This is a genomic window from Pseudoruminococcus sp., from assembly GCF_047012705.1.
Classification (GTDB): Bacteria; Bacillota; Clostridia; order Oscillospirales; family Acutalibacteraceae; genus Pseudoruminococcus.
Genome location: NZ_JBKXNW010000009.1, coordinates 100,183 through 114,072 on the forward strand (window position 1 = coordinate 100,183; position 13,890 = coordinate 114,072).

Here is a 13,890-nt window from a genome sequence, read left to right on the forward strand (position 1 = left end):
CCATGTTTGAAAAAGTAAATCCGTGCCACCCGGACAAGGTGGCGGACAGAATTGCCGGTGCGCTCGTTGACCTGGCATACAAGAAAGCAGAAAATCCCCGCATCGCTATTGAAGTCCTCATCGGCCACGGCGTGTGCCACATCATAGTGGAAACCTCCGTCATTCTGGACAAGGCAGATGTCACCGCCGCCGTCCACCGCATTGCCGGAAATCTCGCCGTGGACTATGTAGAAGTGCCGCAGGACGGTCACCTCGCCGACAACCAGGCAGACGGCGTCCGCTGCGGCGATAACGGCATCTTCAAAGGAATGCCCGTGACCGAGGAGCAGAAAGAGCTGTCGCAGATCGCACGGGACATTTTCTCTGTGTGTCCCTATGACGGGAAGTACATTCTGGACAGCGACCGGCTCATCCTCTGCCAGAGCAATGCGCCTTCGGATGCACTCCGAAAGCTGTATCCCGATGCTGAGATCAATCCGCTCGGTGACTGGACAGGCGGAACAGATGTGGACACCGGCGCAACTAACCGCAAGCTCGGTTCGGATATGGCCGACTCGGTGACAGGCGGCGGTCTGCACGGCAAGGATCTGTCCAAGGCGGATGTGTCCGTGAATATCTACGCTTTCCTCAAAGCACAGGAAACCGGCAAGGCCGTGACGCTCTGCTGCGCCATTGGGGATGATACCGTGGATGGCAGACCCTACGCTGAAATCGTAGAGATCGCCCAGCGCTACATCCGCTCGGTCGGCGGCTTTGAGAAGTTTGCGGAATGGGGGCTGGTCTGATGAAAACAACGACCGAAATGCAGCTCGTCCCCATCACGAAGCTGGTTCCCTATGTTAATAACGCCCGGACACACAGCCCGGAGCAGATCAATAAGCTCCGCTCCTCGCTTAGAGAGTTCGGCTTTATCAATCCCGTCATCATCGACCGTGACTATGGCGTTATTGCCGGTCACGGTCGTATTCTTGCTGCCAAGGAGGAAGGCATCTCTGAGGTGCCGTGCGTCTTTGCCGACCACCTCACCGAAGCCCAGAAGAAGGCCTACATCATTGCCGACAACCGCATGGCGATGGACGCAGGCTGGGACGAAGAGCTTCTGCGTGTGGAGATCGAGTCTCTGCAGGCGGCGGACTTTGACCCGCTCCTCACCGGCTTTGACGAAAAGGAATTGTCGAAGCTGTTTGACGATGGCATTGATGCTGAAGAGGATGATTTCGATGTGGATGCCGAGCTGCAAAAACCGACCTTCACGAAATTCGGCGATATCTGGACACTGGGACGGCACCGGCTCATCTGCGGCGACAGTACCAAGGGGGAAACCTACACCGCTCTCATGGACGGCCGCAAGGCGAACCTCGTTATTACCGACCCGCCCTACAATGTGAACTACGAGGGCAGCGCCGGGAAAATCAAGAACGACAACATGGCATCGGAGAAGTTTTTCGACTTCCTCTTCGATGCCTTTTCCAATATGGAGAAGGTCATGGCGGACGATGCCTCCATCTATGTGTTCCACGCCGACACTGAGGGGCTGAACTTCCGAAAGGCTTTTGACGCTGCTGGGTTCTATCTCTCCGGATGCTGTATCTGGAAGAAGCAGTCCCTGGTGCTGGGACGCTCCCCGTACCAGTGGCAGCACGAGCCGTGCCTTTACGGCTGGAAGAAGAAAGGCAAGCACCAGTGGTACACCGGGCGAAAAGAGTCCACCATCTGGGAGTTCGACAAGCCCAAGAAAAACGGCGACCATCCTACCATGAAGCCGATTCCGCTGCTTGCCTATCCCATTCAGAACAGCTCTATGGCAAACTCCGTGGTGCTCGACCCCTTCGGCGGCTCCGGTTCTACGCTCATTGCCTGTGAGCAGACCGACCGCATCTGCTATACCATCGAACTGGACGAGAAATTCTGCGATGTCATTGTCCGCAGATACATCGAGCAGGTCGGTACGGATGAGAAGGTCAGCGTTCTGCGGGATGGGAAAGAATACAAGTTCAACGAGGTGTGTGATGGAGCAGAATAAGCCGGAATACCATGTTGTTTCTCTTTCAGGCGGCAAGGACTCCACCGCCATGCTGCTTATGATGCTGGAAAAAGGAATGCCGGTCGATGATATTCTCTTCTGCGATACCGGCTTGGAATTTCCGGGACTGTATGCGCATCTGGATAAAGTCGAGCAGTATATCGGAAGACCCATTACACGCATCCAAGCGCCGCACTCCTTTGAATATTATTTCTGTCAGCATCCCATTCGCCGCAAGCGCAGCACCACTTTCGCTGAAAAGTACGGTGCAGACCACCTCGGCTACGGCTGGGCGGGACCAAAAATGCGCTGGTGTACGGAACGGCTGAAAAACGAGCCGAGGGAACGGTATCTGCGAAAGCTGAGGGAGACCTACACCGTAATCGAGTATGTGGGGCTTGCCGCAGATGAGGGATACCGCCTGGAACGGAAGAATAATCAAAATCCAAACCACCGGCATCCGCTTGTGGACTGGAACATCACCGAAGCGGAATGCCTTCGGTATTGTTATGACCACGGCTTTGATTGGGATGGGCTGTATGAAATATTCCGCAGGGTGTCCTGCTGGTGCTGCCCATTGCAGTCGCTTTCGGAGCTGCGAAAGCTGTACCGGCACTTTCCTGAACTGTGGGAACAGCTGAAAACATGGGACGGTATGACATGGCGAAAGTTCCGCGCAGACTACTCGGTGGAAGAACTGGAGAAACGCTTTGACTTTGAAGAGGAATGGCAGAACGCCGGAAAGCCTCTGAAAAGCAAAGCGTTTTATTCTGCCCTTAAAGACCGATTGCGAGGTGAAAACACATGAAGAATAAGACTTTGACCCTCGGAAGCCTGTTTGACGGTTCCGGGGGTTTTCCGTTGGGCGGACTGCTTGCCGGTATCACTCCCGTGTGGGCTTCGGAAATCGAGCCATTTCCCATTCGGGTGACCACCAAGCGTCTGCCTTTTATGAAGCATTACGGGAACATTTCCGCTATGGACGGTGGCAGAATCGAACCCGTGGACATTATCACCTTCGGCTCACCGTGCCAGGACATGAGCGTGGCAGGCCGAAGAGATGGCTTGGACGGAGCGCGTTCCAGCCTTTTCTATGAAGCCGTCCGAATCATCAAAGAAATGAGGTGTGCCACAGATGGCAAATATCCAAGATGGATCTGTTGGGAGAATGTTCCCGGCGCCTTCTCCTCGAACAAGGGTGAGGACTTCAAAGCCGTCCTCGAAGCGGTCATCGGCATCGCAGAGCCGAACGCCCAGGTGCCTATGCCTGAAAAAGCACGATGGCCCTACGCCGACCTTTATCTGGGAGACGGATGGAGCGTTGCGTACCGATCTCTTGACGCACAATACTGGGGAGTTCCCCAGCGAAGACGCCGCATCTACCTTGTCGCAGATCTTGCAGGCGGAAGTGCCGGAAAAATACTATTTGAGTCAGAAGGCTTGTCTGGGTATTCTGCGGAGGGCTTCCGCTCGTGGCAAAGAGCTGCCGGAAGTTTTACGCCTTGCGTTGGAGCGACAGGCTTCGATGGATACAACGGCAGTCTGACGGATGACACTTCCGCCACCCTCGGCGTGAACTGCGGAATGAGTACCGGTCGTAACGGCATCGTGCTGAACGACCAGGGCGGCAACCGCATGGACATCACAGAGGAAGTCACCTCCACGCTCCGAGCAGAAGCGCATCATCCGCCCTGCGTAATGGAATCGGCAGGCTTCTGTACCGAGCATTCCGCAAAGAGCCGCACCATCGGCTATGAGGAAGAGTGTTCTCCCACGCTCCGTGCAGGTGTTGTTCCTGCGGCGGTGGCACTGGAAAACCATCCGACCGACAGCCGGGTCAAGCTATCCGAGGACGGCAATGTGCAGACGCTGACCTCCCGCATGGGGACGGGCGGCAACAATGTGCCGCTTGTGATGAAGATCCGCTCCGGCTGCGAAGGCGGTGGCAAGGGCGCGCTCATTCAGGAGAACAAATCCGCGACTCTGTCCTGCAACAATGACCAGACGCTGTTCGAGCCTTGCGGCTGGGACGGCGGGCAGATTTCTCCGACGCTCACCAAACAGAACGCAGGTGGAAACCAGCGGATGCCGGACAAGGACAACTTCACCTGCGTCCTTCAGTCCTTCGGCATCTGCTCCAAGGATTCCAATGCCATGAAGTCGGATAATCCCCACAGCGGGATCTACGAAGCGGAAACCGCACGGACGCTTGACGGCAACGGCGGCAACCCCTCCTGCAATCAGGGCGGCATTGCCGTTGTTGCTTTCACGCAAAATCAGCGTGATGAAGTTCGTGACCTCGGTGACCGCTCCGCTGTGGTGTGCGCCAATGCCGGAACAAAGCAGCAGACCTTTGTACTGCAAGGCTCCATGATCGGCCGTGAGGACAAAAACGGTCCCCAGGGCGACGGCATCAACGAGGATGTCAGCTTTACGCTTAACACCGTTGACCGCCACGCCGTGTACAGCATGACAACCGGCAGCTTTGCCCAGGTTTCCGAAGATAAGGCTCCTACCGTCCTTGCCCGTGACTACAAAGACCCCACCGCCGTTTGCTACGGCATCGGCAGAGACACCTTCAACCAGGGGCAGAACGCCAAGTTCGCTCCGACCTTTGAAAAGGAGCTTCAGCCGACACTGGTGGCAAAAGGGCCGGGCGCTATCCAAAGCGGATACACCGTCCGCCGTTTGACGCCCACCGAGTGCGCCAGACTCCAAGGCTTCCCGGACAACTGGTGCGCTGACCTCGGCACGGAAAAACCGTCCGATGAAGAGATGTACTTCTGGCACAAGGTGTTCAAGACCTATTCCGAAGTGACCGGCTGCAAAATGAAATCCGACAAGCAGGTCGCCAAGTGGCTGAAAGATCCGTATTCCGACAGTGCGGGATATAAGATGTGGGGCAACGGCGTGGCACTCCCGTGCGTATGGTTCGTGCTCTGCGGGATCGTGTGGTATGCACAGTCCGGCGGCGATAATGCGCCGATATAATCTACACCGGAAATGTGAAGATATAACTGGATATATGCCGAGCATGACGGTAATATGTGACTACCAAAAATCAAGGAGGTCACGAAAATGACGATTACAATCCATGCACAGGGCGCAGAGCGCAAGCGGCTGGTGCAGACCATCTCCGACTGGCTCGGCGTTCCCGCAAAGTACTGTGGCGCACCCACATTCAACTATGAGGTGGATTACTTCACCATTGACCGAAACGGCAGCCTTTCCTTTGACGACCGTGTCGACAGCGAGGTCATCGAGCGGCTGCTTCAGCACATCTACGATGAAGGCTTTGATATCGACCAGAGCCACACCGAGGATGAGGACGAGCCTTGCGCCGTCTGCGTTTCCATGCCGAGGAGCCTGTTCATCGACAGCAACCTGGAAAACCTCAAGGCACTCATCACAGCCAAGGGAAGTCTTATCAAGAAAGCCCTCGGAGTCGCTGACCTGCCACTGGAAATCACGGACACGAAGGTATCCTTCCCTTGGTTCCCGGCGACTCCCACCCCGGACGAGATGAACGCCTACGACACCTTCATCTGCAAGCTGTGCGAGATGGCACGGAATCAGAAACGGATCAACGCAACGGAAAAGCCGACCGACAATGAGAAATATGCATTCCGCTGCTTTCTCCTGCGGCTGGGTTTTATCGGCGCGGAATACAAAACCGCGCGGAAAATACTGCTGAAGAACCTGTCCGGCTCCTCGGCATTCAGGAACGGAGGTGCGCAGCATGAGATTTCCGAGTAAAGAGACGGTCGAGCGTATCCGTAAGGAATACCCGGTCGGCACCCGTGTGGAGCTTGTTCAGATGGATGACCCACAGGCACCGCCTGTCGGCACGAAAGGCACCGTGCGAGGTGTGGATGACATCGGCAGCATCATGGTTGCCTGGGATAACGGCTGCGGTCTGAGCGTGGCTTACGGGGAGGATATTTGCCGTAAACTGCTGTAATATACACAGTTTCCGAACCACAAGATCGTGTAGTTTATAGCTCAGATATAACTGGATATAGTGTGCTTTCAGAGGTAATATGTGACTACCGAAAGGGAAACAAACCAAAACGGAGGTCACAAACATGAGCCAGAGAACAGAAAACCAGGTAGCCGAAATGAAGAAGCAGACCATCGGGGTCGAGGTCGAAATGAACAGCATCACCAGAGAGAAGGCCGCAAGGCTGGCAGCCACCTTCTTTGGTACCGGGCGGTACGAGAACACCGCTTGCCGCAACGGCTACTGCACTTGGTCGGCTTGGGATGAGAGCGGACGCGAGTGGAAATTCCAGAAGGACGTCAGCATCGCGGGCCTGGACAGCGAGAAATGCGAGATGGTCACGCCGATCCTCACCTACGCTGACATGGAGACCTTGCAGGAGCTGGTTCGCCGCCTCCGCAAAGCCGGAGCAAAAAGCGATGCCACCAGAGGCTGCGGTGTTCACATCCACATCGGTGCCAAGGGACACACGCCCCAAACGCTCCGAAACCTCGCAAACATCATGGCAAGCCACGAAGACCTCCTGGCAATCGCACTGAACCTCGACAGAGGCCGCATCAGCCGCTACTGCCGCACGGTTGACCCCAGATTCCTGGAACGGCTGAACAACAGAAAACCCACCACCATGGCAGCCTTGGCTGATATTTGGTACGGCAGCCAGAACGCCGACTACGGCAGAAGCCAGCACTACAACGACAGCCGCTACCATATGCTGAACCTCCACGCCACCTTCACCAAGGGAACGGTCGAGTTCCGGCTCTTCCAGTTCGATGCTCCGGCAGACGGCAAGCAGAACGGACTCCACGCTGGCCAGCTCAAGAGTTACATTCAGCTCTGCCTCGCCCTGAGCCAGATGGCAAAGACAGTCAGAACCGCAAGCCCCAAGCCCCAGCAGAACGAGAACCCCAAATACGCAATGCGCACTTGGCTCCTTCGCCTCGGCTTTATTGGCGACGAGTTCAAGACCGCAAGAGAGCTCCTCACGAAGCGCCTGGATGGGGATGCAGCTTTCCGCAGCGGCAGAGCAGCCGCTTGAAGGACGCAGCCCAGCGGCCCCCGAACCCGCTGATGGCGGGCTTTCGGTGGTAGAAGGCAACTTCGGAAAGGAGTATTTTTTATGGAAAAACGCTATTACATCGCTTACGGCAGCAACCTCAATGTCCGTCAGATGCGGATGCGCTGCCCGTCGGCACGGATCATCGGCACATCGGTTCTCAAGGATTACGAACTGCTTTTCAAGGGCAGCAAAACAGGCTCTTACCTTACGGTGGAAAAGAAGTCCGGCGTCTCAGTTCCTGTTGCTGTATGGGAAGTCACCGCAGAGGATGAAAAAGCCCTGGACCATTACGAGGGCTTCCCGAACTTCTATTACAAGAAGGAGTTGACCCTACCAATCAAGGGTATCCGCACGGGCAAAATCCGTAAGCGCCGGGTATTCGTGTACATCATGCATGAGGACAGGCCCATCGGCATTCCGTCCATTCCTTATATGCAGACCTGCATCCAGGGCTACGACGATTTTGGCTTTGACCGGCTTGTGCTGATAGACGCTTATCTCAAATGTGGGGAGGAACATCATGAGGGAAAATAAAATCATCCGAATATCGGTCTGTCCCAGGTGCGGGCAAGCTTACCGGGAGCATCCGGCTCTTTCAAGGCTCGACAACGAAACACTCATCTGCCCGGATTGTGGCACACGGGAGGCGCTCGATTCCATCGGCGTAAAACCGGATGAGCAGGAGCAGATCATCGCCTCCATTCACCGCTGCCGCCAGCCGGAATAACGCTGTAAAATACACAGTTTTTACTCCGAATGATCGTGTACTATATGCCTCCGAAATGACTGGCTATATCCGCACTTCAGAGGTAATATACACTCACAACAAAACAAACGGAGGTACACGGTTATGTGGAAAGAAGGCAGCATCAAGGTAAACGGCGAGGTTTTTCACTACTGGATGAAGCAGTACGACAAAGGTTCCGAGTGGGGCATCGACGGCGGACGCATTTCCAAGCTGATGCTCAAGCGGGACGGCAAAATCGTCTGCAACTACGACAGAGGCTGGGACATCGAACCCGCCGATGAGAACACGCAGCTTGCGCTGGAGCTTCTGCTCCACAGCGAGAACTGGTAAGCCAATAATTTCATAAAGGGACTGAGCCGAAAGGCTCTTTCTCTCGTATATTCCGAAGCAGCCACAGGGCTGTATTTTTTATGCCCAGGAGGTGGTCTCTACGAGAAAACTGAAAACATATAAGCCCACAAGGTTCATGGAGAAAACCTCCCACTACGATGTGGACGCAGCGGATTATGCCGTCATGTTCATCGAAAGTCTGTGTCACACCAAAGGCACCTGGGCGAGAAAGCCTTTCGAGCTCATCGACTGGCAGGAGCAAATTATCCGGGACATTTTCGGTGTCCTCAAGCCCAACGGCTACCGGCAATTCAACACGGCATACATCGAAATCCCCAAGAAGCAGGGCAAGTCGGAGCTTGCCGCTGCGGTGGCACTTCTGCTCACCTGCGGTGACGGCGAGGAACGTGCCGAGGTCTACGGCTGCGCCGCCGACCGTCAGCAGGCGTCCATCGTTTTCAATGTGGCGGCTGATATGGTGCGGATGTGTCCGGCACTCTCCAAACGGGTCAAGATACTGGATTCCCAGAAGCGGCTCATTTATCAGCCAACGGGCAGTATCTACCAGGTGCTCTCCGCCGATGTCGGTAATAAGCACGGTTTCAACACCCACGGCGTGGTGTTTGACGAGCTGCACACCCAGCCGAACCGCAAGCTCTTTGATGTTATGACGAAAGGCTCCGGCGACGCTCGTATGCAGCCGCTGTATTTCCTCATTACCACAGCCGGCAATGATACGAAGTCCATCTGCTATGAGATACATCAGAAAGCAAAAGATATCATTGAGGGCCGCAAAATCGACCATACCTTCTATCCCGTCATCTACGGTGCGGAGGAATCGGACGATTGGACGGACCCGAAGGTTTGGAAGAAAGCCAATCCCTCCCTCGGCATCACGGTCGGCATCGACAAGGTCAAGGACGCCTGCGAGTCTGCCAAGCAGAACCCCGGCGAGGAGAACTCCTTCCGACAGTTAAGACTCAACCAATGGGTCAAACAAGCAGTGCGCTGGATGCCCATGGACAAGTGGGACAAATGCGAGTTCGCCGTCAGCGAGGACGATCTGGAAGGCCGTGTCTGTTACGGCGGGCTGGACTTGTCCTCCACAACGGATATTACAGCATTCGTTCTGGTGTTCCCGCCGGAAGACGAGAATGGCAAGTACACCATCCTGCCGTACTTCTGGATACCGGAGGACAACCTTGACCTCCGAGTCCGGCGTGACCATGTGCCATACGATGTATGGGAGCGACAAGGCTTTTTACAGACCACCGAGGGCAATGTGGTTCATTACGGCTACATTGAGAAGTTCATTGAGAGTCTGGGCGAACGGTTTAATATCCGTGAAATCGCCTTTGACCGCTGGGGTGCCGTGCAGATGGTGCAGAACCTTGAGGGCATGGGCTTCACAGTCGTTCCTTTCGGACAGGGATTCAAGGATATGTCCCCGCCCACCAAGGAGCTGATGAAGCTGGTGCTGGAACAGAAAATAGCCCACGGCGGGCATCCCGTTCTCCGCTGGATGATGGACAACATTTTCATCCGCACCGACCCGGCCGGCAACATCAAGCCGGACAAGGAAAAATCCACAGAGAAAATCGACGGTGCCGTGGCAACGATAATGGCACTCGACCGCGCTATCCGCTGCGGCAATGAGAATGTAGAGAGCGTATACGACACAAGGGGCCTGCTGTTTATCTGAAATTGTAAACTTCTTGCGAACTGCTTGCATATCGCAAGCAAAAGTGGTATACTATATTCGCAAGGAGGCGATAAGCTATGGCAAGAACTTCTAATGTATTCGCGCGTGTAGAGCCTGAAATCAAAGAGCAGGCAGAACAGGTGCTTGATCAATTGGGAATCCCCATGTCCAATGCGGTCAGTATGTTTCTTCGGCAGATCGTTCTGCAGCGTGGCATTCCGTTTGAAATGAAACTGCCGGAGCGCAAACCGGTGGCTTTCGGATCTTTAACAAAGGAGCAGCAGGATGCAGAGCTTGAGAAAGGCATGGCAGATATCCGTGCTGGTCGCACCCATTCCGCACAGAGCGTCATGGATGAACTGAAAAGGGATTACGGCGTATGAATTGGGAAGTAGAATTCACCGATCAGGCAAGGCGCGACCTACGGGATATTCTGGACTACATCTCCTATGAATTGCAGGAACCGCAGGTCGCAGTAAAACTGGTGCGGCAGATCACAAAAGAGATCCTCTCTTTGGAGCAGATGCCCATGCGGTATCGGCTTTATGATGAGGAACCTTGGAAAAATCAAGGCTTGCGCTGTTTCCCGGTCAAGAACTATCTCATTTTCTACTACCCGGACGAAACCCAAAACACGGTTTATGCCGTCCGTATAATTTATGGTGGACGGGACATCAGCCGTCAACTGAGCGAAACCGAAACGATCTGAATTCAACACAACGAGAGCATCTGTCTACGGACAGGTGCTTTTCTTTTGCCCATTTTGAAGGAGAGTGATTTAGGTGGGTATTTTTTCAGGGCTGTTCAAATCCAGGGACAAGCCTCAGAACCGCACATCGGGCAGCAACTACGCCTTTTTCTTCGGCGGCACGACCTCCGGTAAAGCGGTGACAGAACGCTCCGCCATGCAGATGACCGCCGTGTACTCCTGCGTCCGCATCCTGTCGGAGGCTGTGGCGGGACTGCCGCTGCATCTTTACAAATACACGGACAGCGGCGGCAAAGCTATAGCACTTGACCATCCGCTCTACCGCTTGCTCCACGATGAGCCGAACCCGGAGATGAGCTCCTTTGTATTCCGAGAAACGCTCATGACGCACCTGCTCCTCTGGGGCAACGCTTACGCTCAGATCATCCGAAACGGCAAAGGTGAAGTGGTGGCGTTGTACCCACTTATGCCCAACCGCATGGAGGTCAACCGGGACAAGAACGGCAAGCTCTACTACCTCTATTCCACCCAGTCCGATGATGCACCCACCATGAAAGGCTCAACGGTCTATCTTGACCCATCCGAAGTGCTTCACATTCCCGGTTTGGGTTTTGACGGCTTGGTGGGCTACAGTCCCATCGCTATGGCAAAGAACGCCATTGGCATGGCGATTGCCTGTGAGGAATACGGTGCAAAATTCTTCGCCAACGGTGCCGCTCCGGGCGGTGTGCTGGAACACCCCGGTACGATCAAAGACCCTCAGCGTGTGCGTGAGAGCTGGCAGTCCACCTTCGGTGGCAGCGGTAACGCCAATAAGATCGCCGTGCTGGAGGAAGGCATGAAATACACGCCTATCGGCATCTCGCCGGAGCAGGCACAGTTCCTCGAAACACGAAAATTCCAAATCAATGAAATTGCTCGAATTTTCCGAGTCCCGCCCCACATGGTCGGCGACCTGGAAAAGTCGAGCTTTTCTAATATTGAGCAGCAGTCCCTTGAGTTCGTGAAATACACCCTTGACCCGTGGGTCATTCGCTGGGAGCAATCCATCCAACGGTCACTTATGTCCAAGGACGAAAAAGCCGTGTATTTCGTGAAGTTCAATCTGGAAGGTCTGCTCCGCGGCGATTACCAGAGCCGCATGAACGGGTACGCCATCGGCCGCCAGAACGGCTGGATGTCTGCCAACGACATCCGTGAGCTGGAAAACCTCGACCGCATCCCGGCAGAGGACGGCGGCGACTTATACCTCATCAACGGCAATATGCTCCCGCTGCAAAACGCCGGAGCTTTTGCAAATATCAACACCGATAACGGAAAGGAGGAAAAATCCGATGAAGAAGTTCTGGAATTGGAAAAACAGGACAGTGACCAACGAGGAGACGCAGGAACAGATCCAAGAGAGAACCCTGTTCTTAAACGGCACGATCGCTGAGGAGAGCTGGTTTGACGATGAAATCACGCCGCAGCTTTTCAAGGATGAGCTGATGTCCGGCTCCGGGAATATCACTGTCTGGATCAACTCGCCCGGTGGTGACTGCGTGGCAGCCGCCCAAATCTACAATATGCTGATGGACTACCACGGTGACGTCACAGTCAAGATCGACGGTATTGCCGCCTCTGCCGCATCCGTCATTGCGATGGCAGGTACGAAGGTGCTCATGTCACCCACGGCGCTCATGATGATCCACAACCCCTTGACGGTCGCTATCGGTGACAGCGAGGAGATGCAGAAGGCAATCGATATGCTCTCCGAAGTCAAGGAAAGCATCATCAATGCCTACGAGATCAAGACCGGCCTGTCCCGTGCCAAGCTCAGCCACCTCATGGATGCCGAGACCTGGATGAATGCCAACAAGGCTGTGGAGCTGGGCTTTGCCGATGATTTGCTGTTCAAGGCAGACGGTGAAAGCGCCGCTGCGGAGGACAGCTTCGTGTTCAGCCGCAGAGCCGTCACCAACTCGCTCATGTCCAAGGTCAAGAGCCATCACACACTGTCCGAACCTGCGAAAAGTGCAGGCACACCCATCTCCGAGCTCGAAAAGAGACTCGCACTTATCAAACCTTAAGGAGGATACAAACAATGAGTAAGATCAACGAACTGCGCGCACAGCGTGCAAAGACCTGGGAGCAGACGAAGGCATTTCTCGACTCCCACCGAAGCGATAAGGGCGTCCTCACCGCCGAGGACACCGCCACCTATGAGAAGATGGAACAGGAGATCGTCGACCTCGGTCGTGAGATCGAGCGCCAAGAGCGTCTGGACGCTTTCGAGCGTGAGCTGAACACTCCGGTCAATACCCCCATCACCCAGAAGCCCGACACGGCAAAGGTGGACACCAAGACTGGCCGTGCTTCCGATGCCTATAAGAAGGCGTTCTGGGCGCAGGCACGTACCAAGGGCGGTATGCTGACCGCAGAGATCCGCAATGCTCTGCAGGAAGGCGTGGACAGCGAGGGCGGTTACCTCGTCCCCGATGAATTTGAGCAGACGCTGGTGCAGTCTCTCGAAGCCGAGAATGTGGTCAGAAGCCTGGCTCATGTCATCACCACTGCCTCCGGCAGTCACAAGATCCCCATCGTCGCCACCAAGGGCACTGCCGCCTGGGTCGATGAGGAAGGCACCATTCCCGAAGGCGATGATGCTTTCGGTCAGCAGCTCATCGGCGCACACAAGGTCGCTACCATGATCAAGGTGTCCGAGGAGCTTCTGAACGACTCTGCCTTTGACCTGGAAGCCTACTTCCGCACCGAGTTCGCCCGCCGTATCGGCAACAAGGAGGAAGAGGCGTTCCTCACCGGCGACGGCAGCGGCAAGCCCACGGGTATTTTCAATGCCACTGGCGGCGGTCAGCTTGGCGTCACGGCCGGTTCTGCGACCGCCATCACCGCCGATGAGCTCATCGACCTGTTCTACTCTCTGAACAGCGCCTACCGCAAGAACGCCGTGTGGCTTCTGAATGACTCCACCATGAAGAACATCCGCAAGCTGAAGGACTCCAACGGCCAGTATCTGTGGCAGCCCGCTCTGCACGAGGGCGGTTTTGATACGCTGCTCGGCAAGCGTATCTACACCTCTCCCTATGCGCCGGAGCTGGCGGCCGGTCAGAAGACCGTTGCTTTCGGCGACTTCAACTACTACTGGATCGGCGACCGCCTGGGTATTACCTTCAAGCGTCTGAACGAGCGCTTTGCGGAGACCGGTCAGATCGGTTTCATCGCATCCAAGCGCCTGGACGGCAAGCTCATTCTGCCCGAAGCCATCAAGGTACTGCAGCAGAAAGGCTCCGCTTCTTCCGGCGGTTAATGAGAGGAGGCGGC

General features: G+C 55.3%; 16 protein-coding genes. All 16 read left to right on the forward strand.

Features of this window, described 5'->3' with window-relative positions; translation table 11 throughout:
• Nucleotides 1–2 precede the first annotated feature (2 nt).
• Complete coding sequence (locus ACLU24_RS10180) at nucleotides 3–785, forward strand: S-adenosylmethionine synthetase N-terminal domain-containing protein (protein WP_303792056.1); 783 nt, start codon at nucleotides 3–5, stop codon at nucleotides 783–785.
• Nucleotides 785–2,023, forward strand: coding sequence for a site-specific DNA-methyltransferase (locus ACLU24_RS10185; RefSeq protein ID WP_303792055.1), 1,239 nt, complete (start codon nucleotides 785–787; stop codon nucleotides 2,021–2,023). The genes ACLU24_RS10180 and ACLU24_RS10185 overlap by 1 nt, the downstream gene beginning before the upstream one ends.
• Nucleotides 2,010–2,831: a phosphoadenosine phosphosulfate reductase family protein gene (locus ACLU24_RS10190; RefSeq protein ID WP_303792053.1), complete on the forward strand. Its 822-nt coding sequence runs from the start codon at nucleotides 2,010–2,012 to the stop codon at nucleotides 2,829–2,831. The genes ACLU24_RS10185 and ACLU24_RS10190 overlap by 14 nt, the downstream gene beginning before the upstream one ends.
• A complete protein-coding gene (locus ACLU24_RS10195) occupies nucleotides 2,828–5,014 on the forward strand; it encodes a DNA cytosine methyltransferase (RefSeq protein ID WP_303792051.1) in 2,187 nt (728 codons plus the stop codon). The genes ACLU24_RS10190 and ACLU24_RS10195 overlap by 4 nt, the downstream gene beginning before the upstream one ends.
• 87 nt (nucleotides 5,015–5,101) lie before the next feature.
• The gene (locus ACLU24_RS10200; protein ID WP_303792050.1) at nucleotides 5,102–5,779 is read left to right on the forward strand and encodes a virulence protein; all 678 of its coding nucleotides are present in this window, start codon (nucleotides 5,102–5,104) and stop codon (nucleotides 5,777–5,779) included.
• Nucleotides 5,763–5,984 carry a DUF4314 domain-containing protein gene (locus ACLU24_RS10205; RefSeq protein ID WP_186488835.1) on the forward strand — a complete coding sequence of 74 codons (222 nt, stop codon included), beginning with the start codon at nucleotides 5,763–5,765 and terminating at the stop codon, nucleotides 5,982–5,984. Before ACLU24_RS10200 ends, ACLU24_RS10205 begins: the two co-directional genes overlap by 17 nt.
• Nucleotides 5,985–6,108: 124 nt before the next feature.
• Nucleotides 6,109–7,059 carry an amidoligase family protein gene (locus tag ACLU24_RS10210; RefSeq protein ID WP_303792045.1) on the forward strand — a complete coding sequence of 317 codons (951 nt, stop codon included), beginning with the start codon at nucleotides 6,109–6,111 and terminating at the stop codon, nucleotides 7,057–7,059.
• Nucleotides 7,060–7,140: 81 nt separating this feature from the next.
• Nucleotides 7,141–7,614 carry a gamma-glutamylcyclotransferase family protein gene (locus ACLU24_RS10215; protein WP_412612418.1) on the forward strand — a complete coding sequence of 158 codons (474 nt, stop codon included), beginning with the start codon at nucleotides 7,141–7,143 and terminating at the stop codon, nucleotides 7,612–7,614.
• Entirely contained in the window at nucleotides 7,601–7,807 is a 207-nt protein-coding gene (locus tag ACLU24_RS10220) for a hypothetical protein (protein ID WP_186488841.1), read from the forward strand. Before ACLU24_RS10215 ends, ACLU24_RS10220 begins: the two co-directional genes overlap by 14 nt.
• 123 nt (nucleotides 7,808–7,930) lie before the next feature.
• A complete protein-coding gene (locus ACLU24_RS10225) occupies nucleotides 7,931–8,158 on the forward strand; it encodes a DUF7678 domain-containing protein (RefSeq protein WP_412612419.1) in 228 nt (75 codons plus the stop codon).
• Nucleotides 8,159–8,294: 136 nt separating this feature from the next.
• Nucleotides 8,295–9,860 carry a terminase large subunit gene (locus tag ACLU24_RS10230; RefSeq protein ID WP_412612420.1) on the forward strand — a complete coding sequence of 522 codons (1,566 nt, stop codon included), beginning with the start codon at nucleotides 8,295–8,297 and terminating at the stop codon, nucleotides 9,858–9,860.
• 77 nt (nucleotides 9,861–9,937) lie between these two features.
• On the forward strand, nucleotides 9,938–10,243 hold the full coding sequence (locus tag ACLU24_RS10235; RefSeq protein WP_412612421.1) for a type II toxin-antitoxin system RelB/DinJ family antitoxin: 306 nt from the start codon (nucleotides 9,938–9,940) through the stop codon (nucleotides 10,241–10,243).
• Nucleotides 10,240–10,569, forward strand: coding sequence for a type II toxin-antitoxin system RelE/ParE family toxin (locus tag ACLU24_RS10240; protein ID WP_412612422.1), 330 nt, complete (start codon nucleotides 10,240–10,242; stop codon nucleotides 10,567–10,569). The genes ACLU24_RS10235 and ACLU24_RS10240 overlap by 4 nt, the downstream gene beginning before the upstream one ends.
• A gap of 73 nt (nucleotides 10,570–10,642) precedes the next feature.
• Entirely contained in the window at nucleotides 10,643–12,004 is a 1,362-nt protein-coding gene (locus ACLU24_RS10245) for a phage portal protein (protein WP_412612424.1), read from the forward strand.
• The gene (locus tag ACLU24_RS10250; protein WP_412612425.1) at nucleotides 11,904–12,638 is read left to right on the forward strand and encodes a head maturation protease, ClpP-related; all 735 of its coding nucleotides are present in this window, start codon (nucleotides 11,904–11,906) and stop codon (nucleotides 12,636–12,638) included. Before ACLU24_RS10245 ends, ACLU24_RS10250 begins: the two co-directional genes overlap by 101 nt.
• A gap of 14 nt (nucleotides 12,639–12,652) precedes the next feature.
• Nucleotides 12,653–13,876: a phage major capsid protein gene (locus ACLU24_RS10255; RefSeq protein ID WP_412612427.1), complete on the forward strand. Its 1,224-nt coding sequence runs from the start codon at nucleotides 12,653–12,655 to the stop codon at nucleotides 13,874–13,876.
• Nucleotides 13,877–13,890 lie beyond the last annotated feature (14 nt).